This is a genomic window from Flavobacterium polysaccharolyticum (assembly GCF_038739875.1).
GTDB classification, from domain to species: Bacteria; Bacteroidota; Bacteroidia; order Flavobacteriales; family Flavobacteriaceae; genus Flavobacterium; species Flavobacterium polysaccharolyticum.
In genome coordinates this window covers 150,097-172,363 of sequence record NZ_JBCGDP010000010.1, presented here as the reverse complement: position 1 = coordinate 172,363, position 22,267 = coordinate 150,097, and the positions used below count along the sequence as shown (strand labels likewise).

Here is a 22,267-nt window from a genome sequence, read left to right as displayed (position 1 = left end):
GATAAAAATGTATCAAAATGTGCAACCAAACGTTCTACAAAAGAAAGCTCATAAATATCAGTATTGTACTCTACATGCAAGGATAACTGACCTTTTTTCTCTGAAAATATAAAACTTAGATCAAACTGACTTACTTTTCTTTGATATCCTTCAAATGGTTTTAAAGTTAATCCTTCGATATGTAAATTATCCAATCCAAATAAATCATGCTGATTTTGCAATACTACCAAGACATCAAAAAGAGCGGATCTACTGGTATCGCGACCTAAACCTAATGCTTCTACAATATTATCAAGTGGGTAGTCTTGGTGGGAATATGCGTTTAATAAGACTTCTTTTTGGATAGCCAATAATGATTCAAAATTTACTCTTTCATCAAAAGTGGTTCGAATTGCTAATGTGTTTAAATACAATCCTACTTGATGTTCTAAGTCACTATGGTCTCTTCCTGCGATTGGGGTACCTAAAATGATATCTCTAGTATTGGCATATCTTGAGAACAATCCATTAATTCCTGCCATTAATACCATAAAAAGACTAGCATGGTATTTTTCTGAAAACAATTTTAATCTTGAAGTTGCTTCTTCTGAGAAGTTATATCCAACGGAATCTCCTCTATAGGTCTTAACTTTGGGTCTCAATTTATTGGCGGGAAGCTCTAATACAGGAATGTGCTCATTAAATACATCTAACCAATAAGCCTCTGATATTTTTAATTTTGATAACTGTTTTTCACTCCTCATCCATGAGGCATAATCCTTATATTGTATAGTAAGTTTCGGCAAACTAATATTTTTGCCATGTACTAGACTATCGTAAACTGTTATTAATTCTTTAGTTAATATTCCAATAGACCAGCCATCTCCAATAATATGATGCATATTAAAAAGTAATACATGTCTATCTTTTGATAATTTTATGAGATCTAAACGTAATAAAGGGGCTTTTTCTAAATTAAAAACATGTTGATAACTCTCAATAATTCTTGTTTGTAAAGCTGCATATTGATGTTCAACGTTACTACAATCAAAACTATCAATTTTAAAATCAATAGTAGCAGCATCAACTATAAACTGGCGAACTTCTCCTTCTTCATTTCTTTTAAAAAATGTTCTTAAAGATTCATGTCTGGCAATAATTGTATTAAATGCTCTTGTCAAGTTTTCTACATCTAAAACACCTTCTAATTCAAACAACCCTGGAATATTATAAGCTTGATTCCCTCCATCAAACTGACTTAATATCCATAAACGATGCTGTGAGGATGTTAAAACATAACTCTCCTGATCTTCTACTTTGGGTATGGCTGCAAAAGCAACGGTTGCTAATTTAGATATAATACCTGAAATTGTAGGGTTCAAAAAAACATCTTTAACGCTAATTTGATAGCCTAATTGAAGATTGATCTGATTCACCAACAAAGTAACTTTTAAGCTGTGCCCGCCTAATTCAAAGAAATTGTCGGTAATACCTATTTGTTCCAATCCTAATATCTCCTGCCAGATCACAACCAATTGTTTTTCAATCTCATTTCTTGGAGCTACATACTCAGCCTGAATAATATCATCTGTGCTTACGGAGGGTAATGCATTCTTATCGATTTTACCATTAGGAGTAAGAGGAAACTCATCCATAAAAACATAATAACTTGGTAACATGTAATCAGGTAAATAATTCGTCAATACTGAATGAAGTTCTTGTTTCTCTATGTGTATTTCTGTGACCAAATAAGCTACAATCATTGGTTCATTTTCTATGTTTTTCACTACAACAACACATTGACTAATATTATCTTGAGATGAAATTACTTGTTCTATTTCTCCTAATTCTATACGGTATCCTCTCACTTTAACCTGATCATCTTTACGTCCTAAAAATTCTATACTACCGTCAGGCATCCATCGTGCTAAATCACCAGTTCTGTATAATTTTGCCCCTCTTGTGAAAGGATGCGCAACAAACTTTTCTGCTGTTAACTCTTCATTATTTAAATATCCTCTAGAAAGGCTGTCTCCTGAAATACATAATTCTCCAAAAACTCCAATGGGTTTTAGTCTAAGATCATCTGATAAAATGTAGATTTCTGAACCATTCAATGGCTTTCCAATAGAAATAATATTTCTTTCTAAACTCTTTTTAGTGACTTTACCCATTGTAGCACTGATTGTTGCTTCTGTAGGCCCGTATTTATTATAAAAATCCGTAATATTAATTATTCTTTCAACTAATTTTTTTGAGCAAATTTCTCCTCCAGCAATAATTCTTTTTAATGTTTTACAAGAAGAAAGATTATTCAAATAGCTCAAATAACTTGGAGTGGTGTGCAAATGTGTAATTGAATACTCCTGTAGCATATTTACAAAATCAAGAGGATCGATAATGCGATCTTTTGACACTCCTACTAGCGATGCTCCGCTAAAAAAAGCTAAAAAGATTTGTTCCATAGAGGCATCAAAAGCTGGATTTGAAAATTGTAAAACACGCTCTGAACTATCTACCCCAAATACCTTAGCCTGATTTGAAATATAATTTACTAAACTGTGGTGTTCAATCATTACCCCTTTTGGCTTACCTGTTGAACCTGATGTATATATTACATACATCAAATTTTTGGGGGAAACTAAAATTTCAGGTAATGTTATCTTATAAGTATCCTGATTAGAAATAAAATCCATTATCAAATGCTCATCAATTACGACTTTAGAATTACTATCTTGTTCTATGTAAATGATTCTTTGTTCAGGATAAGTAGGGTCTATAGGAACATACGCACCTCCTACTTTTAAAACAGCTAATAACGCGATATAAATCCACTCACTACGTTCCAACTTTACTGCTATTAAATCCTCAATTTCAATATCAAAATTATTTAGCAAATAATGAGCTAATTGATTTGAAATACGACTCAATTCGTTGTAGGTAAAACTTCTGTTTTCGAATATTAAAGCAATACTATCTGGTGTTTTTGCAACTTGTTCTTCAAACACAGAAACAGCTGTTTTATTTAAAGTACAATTTGTTTTTTTAGAATTAAAGCGTTGCAAAAGGATCTCTTTTTCTAATTCTGGTATGTAATCTAATTTAGACAAAGACTGAGCAGGATTTTCAATAAGTTCATCAAGAACTTTAAGATATACTGTTAAAACACGCTCCATTGTAGCATATTTAAAAATATCCGCATTGTAATCCCATTCAATTGAAATTCTTCTGTCTGGTTTATTTTCTTCTAAAAAATCTGTTTGTTCATAAGCTGTATTTACAACAACACTAATATCAAATCGAGATGTTTTATTGTGTCCCTTTAAAATTTCTATCTCTGCATCTAATAAAGACATACTTTGAGTAGGAACATTTACAAAACTAAACATATATTGAAATAATGGATTTAAATGTACCCCTCTCTCTGGATTGATTCTTTCTACAACTTTACCAAAAGGGGTGTCATCATACACATATGCTTCAAGACAGGTTTCCTTTACCTCGTTGAGAATATCTAGCAAAGAATCATCACTATTAAATGTTGTTCTTAGAGCAATTGTATTTACAATCATACCCAAAACCTCCTGAAACTCTTTGTATCTCCTATTTGCTACAGCAGTACCTATACAAACGTCTGTTTGATTACTAAATTTATGCAAAGTGATTTTAAAGGCAGTAAGCATAAAAATAAACAATGAAACACCTTGTTTTTCAGAAAAATGTCTTAATTTTTCAGAGAAATCTAATGAAAAAACATGTTCTATCGTACCCGCTTTTTTTATAGACGTTTCAGTTCTTTCATAATCTAGAGGAACTAATAGTTGATTTGAAAAACCTTCAAATTTATTTTCCCAAAAATTTAATTTCTCGTTGAGAAGACTGTCGGTAAAAGTATTTTTCTCCCAATATGCGTAGTCTTTAAAAGTGACTTCGGGTTTCTTTACCTTAAATTCAGGATTTATTTGTAATTCATTATAGATATCAACAAAATCCCTAAATAGAATTCCCTGAGTCCATCCATCTAAAATTAAATGATGTTCACAAAATATAAGAACGCTTTCTTTATTTGAAAACTTTAATAATTCAACTCTAAAAAGTGGTCCTTGTTCTATTTCAAAAGCGTGACTCTCTATTCTTTCCAAGCAATCATCAATCACTTTTTGCTTATTTTCTTTTTTTATAAATGTATAATCAGTAATAGGAATCACATAAGAGTATGGGGGAAGTATTTTTTGATAAGGTACCCCATTCTTATTAACAAAAACTGTTCTCAAAATCTCATGTTTCTCTATAAGCTTCGAAAGGGTTTCTTCCAACATACTAACTTTTACATGTCCGACAAGTTTCATCGCTCGTGATACATGGTAAGAAGTATCTTTATTATCTAATTGATTTAAAAACCATAGTCTGTCTTGCGAAAAAGACAATGGATATAGTTCCTGTTTAGGCGCAGTAATATTTTGATTTTTTTTCTTATCTAAAAAAGGAACTAGCTTACTTATCTCTTTAATAGTAGGAGATTTATAAAAATCTTTTAACGGCAATTCAATTCCTTTATGATCTCTCAAACTACTAACAAACTGATTGGCGAGAAGTGAGTGCCCTCCCAATTCAAAAAAACTTACACTTACATCAACCTCATCAAGTCTTAACAATTCTTGCCAGATTGCTGCAATCTCTTTTTCCTGATCTGTAGTTGGCAATTGAACAGCTTCTTTAATGTTTATGATTTTAGGTTCAGGTAAACTTTTTATATCTATTTTTCCGTTAGAAATTAAAGGAATAGCATCAATAATTACAAAATGCGTAGGAATCATAAATTCTGGCAAATAATCTTTTAAATCATTTACCAATGAAGCTATATTAATAAAAGATTCGTTAGCAACTAAATATGCAACAAGAATAGGAACGCCTGTAACCTCGTTTATACAAACATATGTATCAACTACATACGCATTTACTTTTTGTATTGCCTTTTCAATTTCACCTACTTCAATTCGATATCCTTTATAACTTAACTGATTATCTTTTCTGCCATAAAAAATTAAATTATTATCGATACTCCACTTCCCTAAATCTCCGGTTTTATAGATTCGTTCGCCATTAATGTTTACAAAAGCCTTATCCGTTAATTCTTTTTTGTTTAAATAAGAGACCGCCAAACCTTCACCAGAAAGTCCAATCTCTCCAATGGCACCTTTAGGCAGCATTAGGTCTCCATCAAGAACATAAACGCCCCTGTTTGTAATAGGTTTTCCTATAGAAATTATATCATCCGTTTTGTCAACTTTACAATAAGTTGCACAAACTGTACTTTCTGTAGGTCCATATGTATTATAAACATCGTAAATATCAATAAGTCGATCTATATGATGTAATTTTAAGGTATCGCCACCGCTAATAATCGTTTTAAAATTTAAAAGATAACTTTTGTGGTTATCATTTAGATATTGCAAAACAAAAGGATTGGTACTTAACAAAGTAACCCCAAATCGCTCACAGTCTTTAAATAGTTCATTAAAATCTTTAGTATCCGATGCAATCACTAAACTTCCTCCAACGGACAGTATAGGAAAAATTTCTTCTATAGAAGTATCAAAAGCAGTAGAAGCCTGTTGCAAAACAGTATCATTTTCAGTAAGATTAAAATAAGTACTAAATGTTAGAATATAATCATATAAAGATCTATGACTGATAACAACACCTTTTGGATCTCCTGTTGAGCCTGAAGTATAAATGATATAAGCTTCATCCTTAGGTTCCAAAGAAACAGGAATATACTCTTTTAAAGATGAATGCGCTTTAAGAATACGATCTATGTTACATTCTTTCTCTTCTATAATAGAATGAGAAAATGAATCTGTTAAGATAAAATCTAACTGAGCATCGTTTATAATATATTGTTTTCTTTCATCAGGATACGCATCATCAATAGGAACATAAATTGCACCAGTTTTTAATGCGGCAAGAATACCAATAATACTTTTTTCTGATCTTGAGAGCATAACACCAAGTTTATCACCCTTTTTAACTCCCTTTTTTTGCAGGTATGCCGCTACTGTGTTAGCGGAGGTTTCAAGGTTTTTATAAGTCAAAGAATTACTTTGATGTAAAATTGCTGTATTAGAAGAACAATTGCTTAATACTGTATTCCATAGATTTAGAAATGTTTCTTCCGGCCTTTTTAGAGTAAGTCCTTTTGAAATTTCTTTTATTTCCTTTAATTGCTCTTTACTTGCAATTTGAATTTCTGAGATAGGAGTATCTTTAATATCTTTTAGTTGAGTTAATACTTCTATAAAAGAAGTTATAAGCTGATTCACTTCAAATTTTGAAACATATTTTTCATTAATATCAAATCTAAATCTAATTTGCGCATTTATATCCTCAAAAACGTGTATAGAGATAGGGTCTTCCTCGCTATCATTAGACAAAGGGTGTATCGTAGCTTTATTACCAGCAAATTCAGACTCATATTGCATACTTTCATATGACAATCGTACATCATAAAGCTTTGAAGTTGTCTGAGGAAGATTTCTTAATATATCAGCCTGCTGAAAACGCTGATGTCTATAACATGTAAAAAGTGTGCTCTTGATTTCGTTTACAAAATCAAGAATAGATGACGTTTTCTCTAAAGTAATTTTTAATGGTAACAAACTTAAAAATGGTCCTATAGTACGCTTTTCAACACCATTTTTCCTGTTTAAAATGGGCATTCCAAGATTTACTTCTTCCCTATTATAGTACTTAGAAAGTACAATTGAGAAGCATCCAATTAGTAAATGAAAAACACTCATTTTTTCGGTTTTTACAAACTCCCATAATGCTTTATTTTCTAGTTCACTAAGTGCTATTTCTATATTGCAGTGGCTTACAGACTTATTTGTACCTGTGTATATTAAAAAAGGTAAATCTTTATAACGCTCTAACCAAAAGTTTTTATCATTAGAAAAATCTTCAGAGGCTTTATATGTATTTTCTAATGCAATAAAATCTTCATAAGATATCGCATTTTTCTCTATACATAAATCATCATATATAACATCTGTAGATAATTGTTCATAAATTCTCTTTAACTTCTTATATAATAACTGAAACGAAAAACCGTCAGATATAATATGGTGAAGTTTTGAATACCATATATAAGACTCAGGAGCTATTTTAACAAGCCACATTTTATAAAGCTGTCTTTCGTTCTCGATATCAAATGGAATTTTAAAATCTTCATTTATCATCTGAATCGCTTTTGATTCATCTGATTCTTCTCTATAATTTAATACTAAATCTCCATCTGTTTCCTGAAGGGAATATACAGGAAAACCACTCTTTTCTTCAAAAACAAAACAAAAGATATTATTTTCTTTAATCAGAATATCAAATGCTTTTTTAAAACGATCAACATCTATACTTCCATTAATAAATGCATAGCCGCCAATATTATATTTTGGAGAATCACTCTCTAGAATCTGGTCAAGCCATATGTATTTCTGTACGCTTGTGACATTATTTTTCATCAGACTGCTTTTTTATAATTTAGATAAATATTGAAAAGATAACATTGTTGTAAAATTTAATAGAATCTATAAAATGGACTCTCTTAGAATTAATCATTAAAGTAATAACACTTATAAATCGTAATAACGTTCTATAGCTATACATAAATAATCTCCATCTCTGGAATTCTGACTGACTATTCTTTTTAGAAAAAAAAATCTAAAAAGCTATGCTTGTGCAAAATTGTTTCCATTATTATTAGATAAATAAGACAATGGAATTATTGCCGATATATCCTGACGTAAGGAACTTAGTCTCACATTAATTCTATGCTCATTTTCTACTCTGAAAACTTCACATTCTAGACCTGACAATTGACCATGCTCGATTTTAAGTTTATCGCCAATTTTGGGAAATACTTTACCAATTTGAATATCATTAAAGTCTTTTCCTTCAACAAGAAATTTTATTTGCTGTATTTCTTTTTCCGAAACCTGTCCATATTCACCTCCAAAAGACAAAAAAGAACATCCAATATCTACGGTTAAAACATCATGAAAATCCTTATTTGATCTAATATTTACGAAAACATAACTGGGAAATAATGGAACCTGAATCTTTTTTGTACGGTCACTCCATTTTCTTACACTTGTAACCATAGGAAGAAAAGCCTCAATTTTTTTTTCTTTTAACTCTTTGTATACCTTATTTTCATGTCTGTACTTTACATAAAGAACATGCCAACCTATTTTTCTATCCATAATTTTCATTTTTTAGAGATCGGATATAGCTGGGCTGAAACCGATATCGTGATTAGTTTTATAAGAACAATTGATCCAAGCAAATTATTCTGCTTATTGAAAGCGGCGGTAAAAAATAACGAAAAGCCTAACTAATTTTTAATCCTTTTTACTGAAGTAAACTTACATTACAAAATCTCACTTATCACTACACCAAAGTGTAGTTCAATCTATTGACATCTAATACTACCTTATTGGGTAGTTTTTAGCTCTCGCCCAAAAGTTTGATCGCTTCATCAGATAAAATCAAATATTTATTCTCATTATAAAAATCTATAAGGTCACTGTAGGACATGCTTACCGGTATCGTTTCTGATCCCAGATAATCAATAGATTCCCCAATCGTTTTGGCTTTGATCCCCATCAGTCTCAAAACACGTAGAAGTTTTGCATCTATTTCAGCAAAGGCAATGTTGTTTTTATGAGCACAAACTGGCCCAATAGCACAAACCAACAGTTTTTTAAGCAAATTAATATCTCGAACCCCTTTCTTAATAGCAAAACGTCCAATATGCCAGATTTCATTAATATCATTTCCATTTGTAAAAATAAAAGGATTTATACCAAACATTTTCTGAATAGGAAGAGGATTGATAAAATCCCATTTCAAAACTCTAATGGTGCCTATTAGATCACCAAGATCACTTTTGTAAATGAATATTTTAGAATTTTTCAGAAACTCCATTTCTTCATTGTACACAGAATTGATATCATTTTGGTAAGTATTAGAAAATACTTCATTTGCATGATGGTTGAAATTTTCTGTCACTACAAACTTTGACATGTTGAAGATTTCATTTTGACTAATCTCGGATAAGGGGTTGTTTTTTAGTATCATGTGATGTTTTTTTTTTTCAAAACTATCACTACAGTTTACTCTTGTCATTACACAAAATGCTAGTTTTCAGAAAACTAACCAAATACTACCCTTAAGTGTAGTATAAAAAAAACCTTCCCCCTAAAAAAAAAGAGGCCACAGTATACAATTGAAACTCTTAAAAAATCAAGCTAAATTTGGACAGATTTAAAAATAATTCCATAACACATCTCCAATTATTCCTATTTTCACAGTGGATAAAATATGGAAAACTGGAAAATTAAAAACAACTTTTTTTATGTAGTACACTTTAGAAAATTCTTAAAGTGGAAAGTCTTAAACTTGTAAAGACAATTTCTAAAACATCGTACAATCGTGTCCCGTAGATTAATAAAACGAGATAAATACTTGTAGATAAATTCTATTACATATTTTAGATAATGAAAGCAGATAAACCGAAGATTACTTCAAATTTTGAGTTAAACCCAGATTCTGAATTAGAAATCTACTACAACTGAGTTAGTTCACCATTTTTATTTTTTTTAGCGGAGTTCAGTGAATGAATTTCATTTGTTTTTAATATAGTTGTTTTGGTCAAATGCAATCTTCGATGTCTTCTTCAAAACCAAAAACTCTTTTCACGAGTTTATATTTTTAATGGAGTTCAAGATACGCTACGCTTGGTTCTCCCATTTTTAAACTCAAAATACAAAAGTATTAGCTCATTGATTTATATGTTTTATAGGTATTCACTGAACGTTGTTTCCTTCTTCAAAAATAGTCCGTGAGCTCCTGTTTTTATTGAACAATTCAGTTTCGCTACGAAGTCTAACACGGATTCTAGGCTAAAAAAAATCGAAATGCATTTTGGTCTTTTGGAAACCAAAATGTAACTAATGTTAAAGCCATCATTATTCCACTGTTTTTCAACACTCTGATAAATTTGTTATGACAAATTAAATCCTGAGTATGTATGATATACAAACAAAACAGGCCTTCTGTTAATCAGAGTGCCTGCTCTTGTAATCAATTCTTTTTTAAAAAATTATGACACAAAAATCAACTTCTTGTAGTCATTAACTATTTTAAGCCAAATTCTGCAATAGAAATCTGGGTTTAAATTCAATATACAAAATATGTTGTTTTTTAAATTAATTAACGTTCAATCCACTTTCTAAATTCAGGGGTCACTGCACTTGAAGTAATCAATCGTTTGGTTTTGTTCATTATTTTAATAGATAATCGATCATTAAAATAAGGCTCTATTACTTCAATGTAATTGATATTAACAATTTCTCCTCTGTTGATTTGGAAGAATACTTCTGGGTTTAAGTCCTGCATGACATCAGAAATTTTTTGCCTAAACTCATAAGACTTTCCTTGTTTGTCCACCGCTTCGCAAACTCCTTGATTAGTAGAGATATACATTACATTCTTAACTTCTAGCAGGAAAGTACTACTGACAGTTTTGATAACAATTCGCTCTTTATAATTTGCATTCATCTTTTTGATTACAGCAGAAAAATCCAACCAATTTATGGCATGGTTTTCCGGTATTAATCGTTTGAATTTACTCATTGCAAGTTCAAAGCTTTTATAACTGATGGGTTTCAATAGATAAGCAATTCCATTACTATCAAAAGCTTCTTGATAAAAATCATTAAAAGCTGTTGTAAAAATTATGGGGCAAGAAATAACATCTTTCTGTAAGGAAGTAAATACGGTACCGTCTAAAATTTTAATGTCACAAAATACTAAAGAAGGCATTGGATTTTTTGAAAACCATTCCATAATTTCTTTGTTACTTTTTAAAATTGCAACAACATTAAAAGTGGGATCATATTTTTTTATGAAGAACGCTAATTGTTCTGCGTTTAGATTTTCATCTTCAACGATAACTATATTCATAGACTCATTATTTTATTGCGATAATTGGAATTTCTACCACAAAGGTATCGTTTACTGTACCAAAAAATAATTCTTTATTAAATAGCAGTTGGTACCTTTTTGTAATATTTGACAGCCCAAGTCCTGTATTTGATGTGTTCTCAACCAAACGTAAAGGATTGGTTATTCGAATTATATCTTTTTCTCTTGTTATTTCAATTTTAAGCGGATTCGTTTCACTTCCTTCGTTATGCTTTATGGCATTTTCAAGGCAAATCTGCAAAGCAAATGGAATGATATATCCTTCTTCATTATCAATAGTACTACAAATGGAGTACGCACCATCAAAACGTCTAGTGGTTAATGCACAATATTTTTCTAGAAAATTCAATTCTTCTTTTAGTTTTACACTATCCGTTGCATTATGTTGTAAAAAGTAACGGTACACAGCAGCTAATTCCTCAATAAACTCGTCAATTTGTCCACTATCTTTTCTAGCTAGTGATGATAGAACACTTAAATTATTAAATAAAAAATGAGGTTCAATATTTTTTTTCAGCATCTGCAATTGCATATTTTCAATCTCATATTTCTTTTCGATTAATTCTTCTTTTAATGTATTGGTCTCATCAAAAAAGAGGTAAGCAATTGTAAAACCTGACACATAAAAATGTGAAAAGGAAAGCATAAAGACAAAATTGAGTCCTAACATTTCAATTGTTGTTGTCCCACCATAATAGGCTCTTATCAGTATATGAAATACAGAGACGTAAATCGCGAAAAGCGGAATAGTTACTAAAAAGGCATACAGAAATTTAAATTTTTTGATTTTAAATTTACTCAACCATTTCCAAGCCATCAGTGTGCATAATAGCGAACCTATTGCATTTATATAGGCTGAAAAATGTGCTTGTACATCATAAAAGTCAATATCTCCTCCAATTCTAGTTAGATAATAGGTAAATGTTTGAACACTATTGAATAATAGCAGCGCAAGCAAAACGATTATAATTGAACCAATTTTTTTCATGTTTTATAAAAAATTTAGGCAAAGTTACTTACATTATTTGATCCTTGATGTTTCTTGAACTTCACTTTTTGTTTTACTTCCTTTCACTTTATTATTACCAAATTTGTAAGCCATATTTAGTCGTACACTTTGATAATCATATTCATTTTGACCGTTAATTGAAGCATTGATCCTTCCCTGACTGTAGGCTACCTCACTTTTCTTGCTTATTATAGTTGAAGCGGTAAGGCCTAAAGTTACTTTTTTATCTATAAAACTGGTGCGGTAACCTAATGTTAAAAACCCATACGAATCAGTATTAAAAGTACCATCAAAACTTGGAAAGTTGTGTGCATAATTCAATTGTAACAAACTGTTTTTGCCTAATTTATAGGAATTATTAATTGAAACATTTGAACCAGATCCATCAGTAGAGGGTAATAAATCCTTTTTTTCAGATTTTGTTTCTTGCCAAAAATAACTACCACTCAATTGCATTTGTAAATTCTTGATTTTAGAAAAAGTATAATTAGCATACATTCCATATTGATTGACATCCAAAATATTATAATAGCTGTATCGTTGTACTTTTCCCTCTTCTAAAAATTCGGCAAAATAACTTACTTGATCTTTTGTTATTGAATGGTAAATTGTGGCACTGAAGTTTGAATTGTTTGAATAAGTTACTTCAAAATTATCCGTAAAGGAAGGTTGTAATAATGGATTGCCTTCTACATATTGAAATGGATTGATATACCATTGAAATGGATTTAACTGTTCTAACTTTGGTCTATTCACTCGTTTTGAATATTTAAATGAATAGTCTGCTTTTTCAGAATACTTGTAGTTACTGTAGAACGTTGGAAAAAAATTACCATAATTACGTTTGATGGTGTTTGTACTGCCCACGGACTTTCCTTCATACTCTGTATTTTCATATCTTAAACCAGCTTGAATAGTCCACTTTTCATTGAGTTTCATCTCTGCCGAAGCGTATGTCGCCCATATGTTTTCTTTATAATTAAAAGCATTCGTAAGTGCTGGATTTAATTCAGGATTTGAATTTATAATATCAAAAAAACGCACGTCACTTTTATTATCCAAAAAAGTGTATTGAGCTCCAGTGACCCATTTAACTTTTTTGAATGGTAAATTAAAATCTAAATTTGCGATACCTAATTTGTAGTTATTTAAGGAAAAGTTTTGTGTCGCAGCTGCGGTTGAATTTTGGATGATGTTATTATTTCTTTCATTTTTGATAGCATTGTCAAGGAATTGAAAACCCAGTTCTACTGATGTACCAATTGTATCAAGTTCTTTTGTTAAGAAACTATGTATTCGATTAAAATCACTTCTAACCTCACCAAATCCTTTGTTTTGTAGCTCATTGGTAATATTCCCCTTTTCATAAAATAAACTTTTGGATGCATCATCTGATGTAAAATCGGAATTATTAAATTCGTATAGGAATGTAACATCGGTTTTTGGATTCAATTTATAATTGAGATTGATTGAGGGCGTCAAATTATTTGACTTCATAACTTTATCTTGACGATTAGCACTAAAAAAACCATCATTAAATGTATTCTGATCTTTTTCATACGCTACCATATTCGTCCCACTGTATAACAAATTTGAAGTCAAACTAAATTTCTCTGTTTGGTAATTAAAAAGTGCTGTATTTCTGGATGAAAGGTTTGTTCGTTGTGTTACTGAGGTGGCTAATGAACCATTCCAACCTACATTAGGATTATTTTTTAAAATGATATTGATAAGGCCTGCATTTCCTTCGGCAGCATATTTGGCCGGTGGTGTTGTAATAATTTCAATTTTTGAAATCGCATCATTTGAAATTGTACCTAAATAGGAAATCAATGCCTCTCCTGTTAGCGTTATTGGTCTACCATTTATAAGTACATTCAATCCACTCTTCCCAATCATTGCTATACTACCATCATCTACTTTTAAAAGAGGTGTACTTTTTAGGGCTTCTAAAGCATCACCCCCTTGTGACGCAAGAGAATTTTCTACATTAAAAACCAATCTATCTACCTTCTGAGTAAATAATGGTTTCTTACTAACTACAACTATTTCTTTCAATTGAGTAGTGTTTTCTTCCAGAAAAATTGCATCTAAGACTTTAGTCTCTTGATTACTATTATTTATATTGAATTCCTTGCTTTTGAATTCTTTATAACCAATAGCTTTTACTTTGATATAGTACGTTCCTATTTGTTTTGGTAAAAAAAGGAATTTCCCCTTGTTATCGGTAACCGTATAATCAAATTTTAATGTGTCTATCGCAGTCATCAATAGCACTGGTGTAAAGGGAACTGGCTCTTTTTTATGATCTAAAAGTACCCCTTCCACTTTATTTTGAGCGTAAAATGATGCACTAAAAAGAACTGCAAGAATAGCCAACTGCCATTTGTTTTTGAATGATTTAATTTTCATAATCTAAAAGTTATTATTTATTGAACGAGACAAAATTCAATAAACAAGGGCTCTTTTGATAGCTCCATTCAATGAAACCCAGTAAAATTGAAATGAATTAAGGAAAGTAATCGTTGAACTATTTTTACTGATTAATTTTTACTCTATTATCGAGTTTTAATGCCTGAGAAGGAAATCAACCTCTTGTCATCATCATCTATTTTAAAACATTCAAATCAACAAATAACTTAAGGGATTTTATTACAATCATCTATGTACCAAAAGCAAAAAACAAAAAAGGCTATCTGGAAACAGATAACCTTTAATGACTAATTAAACAAAAATAAAGTATTCTAAAGTTATTTCTTCTCCTTTACTGTTTCAGGATTCATAATTACTTCGATACTGCTAGAACTATCCACTATGTACTTACATAACTTTTGGATAGTATTTTGATCCATTTTAGAAATTATTTTTTTGTACTCTGCTTCATTCTTAAATGATATTTGGTTTAAAAGAATATTTTGCAAAATATCAATCCAAAATGAGTTTGTTTTTAAAGACTCTTCTCTGTTCTTTAAGAGTGCTTTTTTAATGTCTTCCAAATCATTACTATTCAATGGTTTTGATTTCAAATCATTGATTTCTTTCCACACAATTTGCATTAATTTTTCCTGCTTTTCTGGATTACAGTCAAAAGTTAAGGCAAGATCAAATTGAGGTTTAGGAAGAATATCCAAACTTCCACCCACATTTACCCCATAACTACCACCTTCTTCTTCGCGAATAGTTTGCAAAAAACGTTTCGATAATAACTGTCCAATGGTGTACATTCCAAGAGCATTCTCGGGGGTGTATTCAATTTTTCCTGTCAAATGCAAATAAACTGTTGTCTTAGCCGTTTCCATTGGGCGTTCAAAATGTACTACGGTTTTGCCTTTTTTGGGTCCTACATTATGATCAACAAATGACATGGTGTTCTTACTATCACCTGGTATATTACCAATGTATTTTTGGATTAACCCAAGAGCCTCCTCAGGGACATTACCCACAAAAATGAAATTAAAATTGGCGGCGTTATGCATTAACTCTTTGTAAATTTTCTCCGCCTGCTGTATATCAATTGTTTGCACAAACTTTTCATCAAAAACAATAGTTCTCGGATTGTGATTTGAATTGGCCAAGGCTATGGTATCATTAAATGCATTTTCGTTGTCTTTTTTGATGTTCTCCAGACGATCCTGATACTGATTTTTTAAAATGCCAAAAATAGCAGGGTCAAAACGTGGTGATTCAAAAGAAAGATAGAGTAACTGCAATAAGGTTTCGAGATCCGCTTTATTCGAACTCCCTTGAAATCCTTGGGTATTCTCAGTAATATATGGTATGAGTTGTGCTACTTTACCTGAGAGTTTGTCCTTTAATCCTGTAGTATCAAAATTACCAAGTCCAGAATATCTCGCCAAAGTTGTAACAATTTCTGCCGAAGCCAAATCGTCTGTTTTTACTAAAGATTTTCCTCCTTTACCAAATGCAAAAAACTCTATTTGATCTTGAGAATGAGTAGTTGGCAGAATAACAATATTAGCCCCATTTTCGAGTGTGTATCCTTTTGAATCCGCAATTCCTGGAATTTTAAATGTCTTTTTAATCCCTACTGCCTTTAAATCTTTTTCTACCAAAGCCTTGGTATTCTCTTTTTTAGCATATGGATCTAATGGCATATTCTCCACTTTTTGCAGTACCGCTACAATGGCCTCTTTTGTAGGGAAATCATTTTTATCTTGTTCAGCACCAGTAATGGTTATGATCTGATTTGTTTTGGATTGTATTGATTTGATATAATCATTGAACTCCTGAATCGTAAGACTTTTTATGATGCTAACGGCAAGATTATAATCCTCTTGTGGCGATAGAAAAGGTTTTGCTTTCAAGAAATAATTTATTAGCCTTTCCGCCCAACTATCATTGTCAATCTTATCTTTGTTTTGAATAAAATCATCATATGAGCTTATAAAATCTTTTTTAGTCCGATCTAGTTCTGCCTGAATCGCTCCGTATCGTTTTATACGTTCAGCCTCTGTATACACCTCCTGAAAGGCTTCTAATGCTTTCCCTTTTTTCCCTTGAGAAACAAGATTAAAAGAAGTGTTTAACCTTGAAATCGGTTCAAAATAACTTTGCAATAATAAACTTTCCGTTTGATTTTTAAGTATCTTTTCTCTTAGTCGGTTATTGAGGATGTTTGTGTAAAAAGAATTCATTACATTTTTTCGAGTCACAGCACTATCCTTTACTAAAGGTTCTTCCAAAACATATCGTAATGTAACTATGGTATTATCTGCTTCTTTATCAGTAGCGGCTACATAATACAATTCATTATGTTTTGGGATATCATAATATTTTCGGGCAATGGCATTCTTATCTAAAGGAATGTTTGAAAATATTGTTTTCACCTTTTGCTCTACAGCTTTCACATCGATATCACCAACAATGATTACTGCTTGCAAATCAGGTCTGTACCATTTTTTATAATAGTCTCTTAACTCGTTGTATTTAAAATTATTGATGATATTTAAATCTCCAATAACATCTCTTGCACTATACTTTGATCCTTTGTATAGTACTTGATCTGTTTGATTTTTTAATCTAAAATCACTTGTTCGACGTGTTCGCCATTCCTCTCGGATTACTCCCCTTTCGGCATCGATTTCTTCGTTTGTTAGTGATAAAGAGCCGGACCAGTCATGTAATACCCACAGCGTTGAGTCTATTAAGGTTGCGTTTTTTAAGGGAACATTACTAATATTGTAGACTGTTTCATCTTGGGCAGTATATGCATTGATATCTTTCCCAAAACTCACTCCATTTTTTTCTAGCATTTTTATAATACCCTTCCCTTTAAAATGTTCCGTTCCGTTGAAAGCCATGTGCTCTAAAAAATGTGCCAATCCATTTTGATTATCATCTTCTAAAATAGCTCCAACATTTTGAACAAAATAAAAGCTCGCTCTATCTTTAGGTTCTTCATTACGTAAAATATAATAAGTTAAACCATTCTTTAATTTACCAGTTGTAACGTTTTTATCCAGCGGGATTGTTGTCTTAAATTGAGAATAATTGCTTTGGACGCATAGCATCAACAATCCTAGTACAATATTTATTTTATTCGTCATTTTTAATTTTTTATCTTCTGTTTCTTCTGATCAATATAAAAGCACCACTAAGCATAATCAACAATGGGAACAAGCCAATAATTATGATTTTAGTACTGTAGAGTTGGTTTGTTCCAATAGTGATGGTATTGTCAATACTTTTAGGTCGTGTTGTATCAATAGGAAATTTATAATCACTGAACCAAGAAAAAACATCCGTTACGAACTGAAAAGTACCTGATTGGGATCTATTTAATTCCGAATTACTCATCAAGTCAGCATCACCAGAGACAATTATCTTTTGGTCTTTACCCTTAATTTTTCTTGTCAAAGCCATTACAAGAGGCACTGATTTCGCTGAAGGTTTTCTCTTTATTTCCTCCGTTATTACATTAATTCCTAATGGGGATTCCCAAACGGGTTGTGCATTGGTTGTAAGCAAAGGTGTTATTTTAAATCCTGCATTTTTGGCTATTGTAATTCCACTACTACCTAATACTGGAATTGGATAACTGCTTTTAGTAAATTTAATCACAGTGCTATCTATATTTTTTTGAAATTCAGTCACTAAAAAATCTGGAGAATTATCTCCACTTTCTTGAACTAATCCTTGTTTTGTAAACCCTACGCCTAACTTTTCAGTAATAGCTGCTAATGCGCTATTGGTTTCTGGCTCAGCCAAAAGCATTACATTTTTACCTTTATCAATGTATTTACTGATACGATCGATTGCTCCTTGACTTAATTTTGCTTTTGGGTCAGCCACTACTAAAATATCGGTTTGCTCTGGAATATTTTGGGCATTAATATCAATTGCTGCCACATCAAACCCTTGATTTACTAAAGAATTTCTGAATGTTATTTCGTTAACCCCTATTTTATAATTCTTATCTCCATTTTTTTCAATACTACGTTCCATATTGCCCGTGGTAAATACCACTTTTATAGGAGTACTAATTAAGCGTTTTAAACTAGCTGAAATTTCTTTCTCAAAGGGTACTTTGTATAAATCATCGAACATTCTTAGGAATGTTTTTTTTCCATTATACTCAACCGTTCTTACCACTCTGTTTTGCTCAGGTTTTAAATCTATTATTTTGGCAATCTCTTTTGGCGTGTATAATTTTTTGAGCTTGAGAGACTGTGTTTCGATCAACTTTTCGGCAAGTTGTTTGTCATTTAAGCCAGGATTTTGAGCATACAAGGCTGTATTGTTAGACGTATCATAATAATAGACATAATCCATTTTTAACTGAGGAAGAAATCGAGAATATTGTGAAAAACTAGATACATCTTGATTTTGAGAATATGGCATAACCATAAAGTAATTTATATCCAGTAAATTAGCATAAGTAGTTATTTTTATTGGCCCTTCTATCTTGCTTACAATATCCTGACTAGACTCGGTCAAGGTATTATTTTTGGTAAATGTCATGTCTTTGTAAAAAGTAAGTGGAGCAATAGAAGTAATATATCCCAATGCCAGAACTACAGTCACCAAGCTAGCATATTTCATCACTCGCTTTGAAGTGGTTTGCGCATCCCTACCCGTTTGTAGTTTAAACACACTCAACCCAATAAAAAGTGTACTTACTAAAATGAAATAAAATACATCTTTACTTACAATGAGCCCTTCAATCATTTGGTTAGCACGGCCCGCAATCGATAGAAAGTAAGTGATGTCTTTAACATAATCAACACTTTGCCATAGCGTACCAATAAAATTTAAACCCGCCAATACCACTAGAGTACTGATTGCAGCTACTACTTGGTAGGAGGTGAGACAGGACATAAAAAGCCCAATTGCTGCATAAGTACAAACCAATAAGTAAAGACCAATAAGTCCTGACAAAATAAATGTCACATCTACATTTTCAATTGAAAAATAGGCTACCACTCCTAGTATTCCTAGAATTGCCATAAATAAGATACAGTAACTTGCAATGGCAAGAAACTTTCCTAAAACAATCTCTTTAATTTTTATGGGAGAGGATAGTAAAAGCTTAATAGAACCACTATTAATTTCTCGGCTCATTAACCCCATAGTCAATAAAGGGACATACAAGTATAAATAATTTTGCATTTCAGTAAAAAGGCCGCTATATCCTGAAAAGACTGTTTGAGTTATGTTATTAAGACCTTCTCCTATTTTTTGTGCTCTCTCAAATCGCTCCAGTGTATCAAAGAATTTCCAACTCGACTGAATGGAAAAAATCACTAAAACAACCCACGCCACAGGCGAATAAAACATGGTATTGAGTTCCGTTTTAGCTATTCTATATATTGTTTTCATTTATTTATTTTTTAAGAAGTAGGTGAATTTTTAGCAGGTGCTTTTTTTGATAATTGAGCAAAAATTTCGTCTAATGACACTTTTTCGAATTGAATTTCACGCAATCTCCAATTGTTATGGATACTTAGAGCAATAATTTTTTCAGCGATTTCTTGATTCCCTTCAAAAGTGATTTGTACTTTTTTGGGAGAAAGATAAACTGCCGCTGTAACTTTATCTATTGCAGTTAAGGCCTCGATTGTTGGCGGATTCTCGAAACTTGCCGTTAATTTATCGGCTTCGATATAATTGTTGAAAGCGTCTAACGTATCAGCGAAAACCATGTGTCCGTTTTCAATCATTCTGATATCCTGACATGTAGCCTGAACTTCAGAAAGAATGTGAGAGGAGAATATAACCGCTTTATCTTCCGAAATTTTTTTAATTAAATTTCTAACTTCTAAAATTTGGTTTGGATCTAGCCCATTGGTTGGCTCATCTAAAACTACCAGTTTGGGTTCATGAATAATGGCTTGTGCAATTCCCACACGTTGTCTGTATCCACCAGATAGGTTTTTAATTAATCGGTGACTGAAATGTGCAATACCGCATTTTTCTTTGGCTTTTTCAACAGCGTTATGTAAATCTTCTTTTTTAACATGTCGCAATTGTGCGCAGTGAATTAAATATTCGTTTACTGTTAAATCTAAATGCAAAGGTGGTGTTTGGGGTAAAAAACCAATTAGTTTTTTTGCTTCCACAGGGTTTTCTTTCAGGTTAATTCCGTTAATAAAGATATTCCCATGTGTCTGGTTTAAAACGCCGCAAAGAATATTCATTGTGGTCGATTTTCCAGCACCATTAGACCCTAAGAGTCCTAGAATTCGGTTTTCTTTGATTTCAAAACTTATATTTTGTATTGCCCAATCCTTACTGTATTGATGCGACAAATCCTCAACTCTTACAATTGTTGTTTCCATAGTGTTTTTTAAAATAGCAAGAATGTGTTTTTAGCAAACACATTCTTGCTTGAATTGTATTGTTTAATATCCTGAATTTTGGGTTAAAAAGGGATTGGAACGAATTGCTTCTTCTGGGATTGGGAAAAGGCTGTCTGTAGTAGCCCAGATTTTATCTGGGGTTGCCCCAAGCACTTGATTTATTGTTCCTGTTCTTTTCAAATCAAACCATCTGTGTCCAAATTCTGCAAATAGTTCGCGTTGTCTTTCTGCAGCGATTAATGCTAATAATTGAGTAGGATCAGTTTCTGTCGTAGGAGACAGTAGTGCTCTATTTCGGATAACATTAAGATCACTTTGTGCTCCAGTACCATTATTTAATCTTGCTTTGGCTTCGGCTCTTATCAAATATAATTCAGCCAATCGGAGTACTGTTGAACGCTCTACAGGAGAACTAACATAGGCATTTTTATACTTCAATGGAGCTAAATAGGTATTTCCATCTTCTGCAACAATACTAATGGCCCAATTTGTTTCTCTAGCATCACCAGGTTCAAAAAAGGAATTTCTATTTCGTAACAAATACCCACCAGCATCCGTAAAAACTGATGATCCTTCATATGAAAACAAATAATTATAATATGGTAGCTGTAGTATGGCTTCCTCATTGTTTGCAATAAAAGGGCTGTTATTAGCTGTCAATCCCGAAATCATTTTGAAGATTCCAGCTTGATCAATAACATTACTTGCGTGGGTTGAAGCCTCGGTCCATTTTCCTAAATATAAATTCACTCTTGCCAATAAGGCTTCTGCCGCCCATTTGGTAGCTCTAATTTTTTGAGAACGATATGCCTCATAATTAACTGGAAGATTTACTGAAGCCTGTTCTAAATCAAGAAGAATTTGGTTGTACACCTCACTTTGAGCTGTTCTAGGTGCCAAAGCAGATTTATCTATATTTGTTGTTAGAATCAAAGGCACATCTCCCCATAAATTAGTCAAATAAAAATAACAAAAGGCTCTTGTAAATTTTGCCTCAGCGATCCATTGCTTGCTTTTGGCTGCACTTAAGGTAGTGCTTGCGGAAACCCCTTCTATTACATTATTAGCATTGTAGATGGTTTTGTAGAGCTGAGACCACATAGACCCAATGGTTCCATCAGTTTCTGGAATTTCGTTAGTTACAAAAACATTAGAAATAAAAGAATTTGGTATTAATTCATCAGATGCTTGCCCAAGGTTGGAGTGCAAAAAGTTATAATACGTATCGGTTATCATACTTTGATAAATTCCATTAACCGCGGCTTCGGCAGTAGCATCTGAAGCGTACACTGTTGAAGAAGACAATTCATTACTTGGAAGATCTACCTCCAGCATATCATCACAACTAATTAGACCTACTAACAAAAAGAATGCTACTAGGTAGGTATATTTTCTTGAATTATTTTTCATGTCTTTA

General features: G+C 31.9%; 10 protein-coding genes. All 10 read right to left on the bottom strand.

Annotated features, from left to right (window positions below):
• A partial coding sequence (locus tag WFZ86_RS11775; protein WP_342692097.1) for an amino acid adenylation domain-containing protein occupies positions 1-7,496 on the bottom strand: 7,496 nt, incomplete at its 3' end.
• A 207-nt stretch (positions 7,497-7,703) separates the two neighbouring features.
• Positions 7,704-8,237, bottom strand: a complete 534-nt coding sequence (locus WFZ86_RS11770; protein ID WP_342692096.1) for a UpxY family transcription antiterminator — start codon at positions 8,235-8,237, stop codon at positions 7,704-7,706.
• 244 nt (positions 8,238-8,481) lie between these two features.
• Entirely contained in the window at positions 8,482-9,114 is a 633-nt protein-coding gene (locus tag WFZ86_RS11765; RefSeq protein WP_342692095.1) for a hypothetical protein, read from the bottom strand.
• 1,134 nt (positions 9,115-10,248) lie between these two features.
• Complete coding sequence (locus tag WFZ86_RS11760; RefSeq protein ID WP_342692094.1) at positions 10,249-11,001, bottom strand: LytR/AlgR family response regulator transcription factor; 753 nt, start codon at positions 10,999-11,001, stop codon at positions 10,249-10,251.
• A 7-nt stretch (positions 11,002-11,008) separates the two neighbouring features.
• Positions 11,009-12,010 (bottom strand): sensor histidine kinase, encoded by a 1,002-nt coding sequence (locus tag WFZ86_RS11755; RefSeq protein WP_342692093.1) that lies wholly within the window; start codon positions 12,008-12,010, stop codon positions 11,009-11,011.
• A gap of 33 nt (positions 12,011-12,043) precedes the next feature.
• A complete protein-coding gene (locus tag WFZ86_RS11750) occupies positions 12,044-14,443 on the bottom strand; it encodes a TonB-dependent receptor (protein ID WP_342692092.1) in 2,400 nt (799 codons plus the stop codon).
• A 338-nt stretch (positions 14,444-14,781) separates the two neighbouring features.
• Positions 14,782-17,598 (bottom strand): M16 family metallopeptidase, encoded by a 2,817-nt coding sequence (locus WFZ86_RS11745; protein ID WP_342692091.1) that lies wholly within the window; start codon positions 17,596-17,598, stop codon positions 14,782-14,784.
• Between the two features lie 10 nt (positions 17,599-17,608).
• Positions 17,609-19,870, bottom strand: a complete 2,262-nt coding sequence (locus tag WFZ86_RS11740; RefSeq protein WP_342692090.1) for a Gldg family protein — start codon at positions 19,868-19,870, stop codon at positions 17,609-17,611.
• Positions 19,871-19,881: 11 nt separating this feature from the next.
• On the bottom strand, positions 19,882-20,829 hold the full coding sequence (locus tag WFZ86_RS11735; RefSeq protein WP_342692089.1) for an ABC transporter ATP-binding protein: 948 nt from the start codon (positions 20,827-20,829) through the stop codon (positions 19,882-19,884).
• Positions 20,830-20,892: 63 nt separating this feature from the next.
• Positions 20,893-22,260, bottom strand: coding sequence for a RagB/SusD family nutrient uptake outer membrane protein (locus WFZ86_RS11730; RefSeq protein WP_342692088.1), 1,368 nt, complete (start codon positions 22,258-22,260; stop codon positions 20,893-20,895).
• Positions 22,261-22,267: the final 7 nt, after the last annotated feature.

What these genes read in the sequence shown, in the direction of transcription:
- WFZ86_RS11750 (WP_342692092.1), bottom strand. Translation starts at nt 14,443, where the DNA reads ATGAAAATTAAATCATTCAAAAACAAATGGCAGTTGGCTATTCTTGCA.
- WFZ86_RS11735 (WP_342692089.1), bottom strand. Translation starts at nt 20,829, where the DNA reads ATGGAAACAACAATTGTAAGAGTTGAGGATTTGTCGCATCAATACAGT.
- WFZ86_RS11760 (WP_342692094.1), bottom strand. Translation starts at nt 11,001, where the DNA reads ATGAATATAGTTATCGTTGAAGATGAAAATCTAAACGCAGAACAATTA.
- WFZ86_RS11740 (WP_342692090.1), bottom strand. Translation starts at nt 19,870, where the DNA reads ATGAAAACAATATATAGAATAGCTAAAACGGAACTCAATACCATGTTT.
- WFZ86_RS11730 (WP_342692088.1), bottom strand. Translation starts at nt 22,260, where the DNA reads ATGAAAAATAATTCAAGAAAATATACCTACCTAGTAGCATTCTTTTTG.
- WFZ86_RS11745 (WP_342692091.1), bottom strand. Translation starts at nt 17,598, where the DNA reads ATGACGAATAAAATAAATATTGTACTAGGATTGTTGATGCTATGCGTC.
- WFZ86_RS11765 (WP_342692095.1), bottom strand. Translation starts at nt 9,114, where the DNA reads ATGATACTAAAAAACAACCCCTTATCCGAGATTAGTCAAAATGAAATC.
- WFZ86_RS11770 (WP_342692096.1), bottom strand. Translation starts at nt 8,237, where the DNA reads ATGGATAGAAAAATAGGTTGGCATGTTCTTTATGTAAAGTACAGACAT.
- WFZ86_RS11755 (WP_342692093.1), bottom strand. Translation starts at nt 12,010, where the DNA reads ATGAAAAAAATTGGTTCAATTATAATCGTTTTGCTTGCGCTGCTATTA.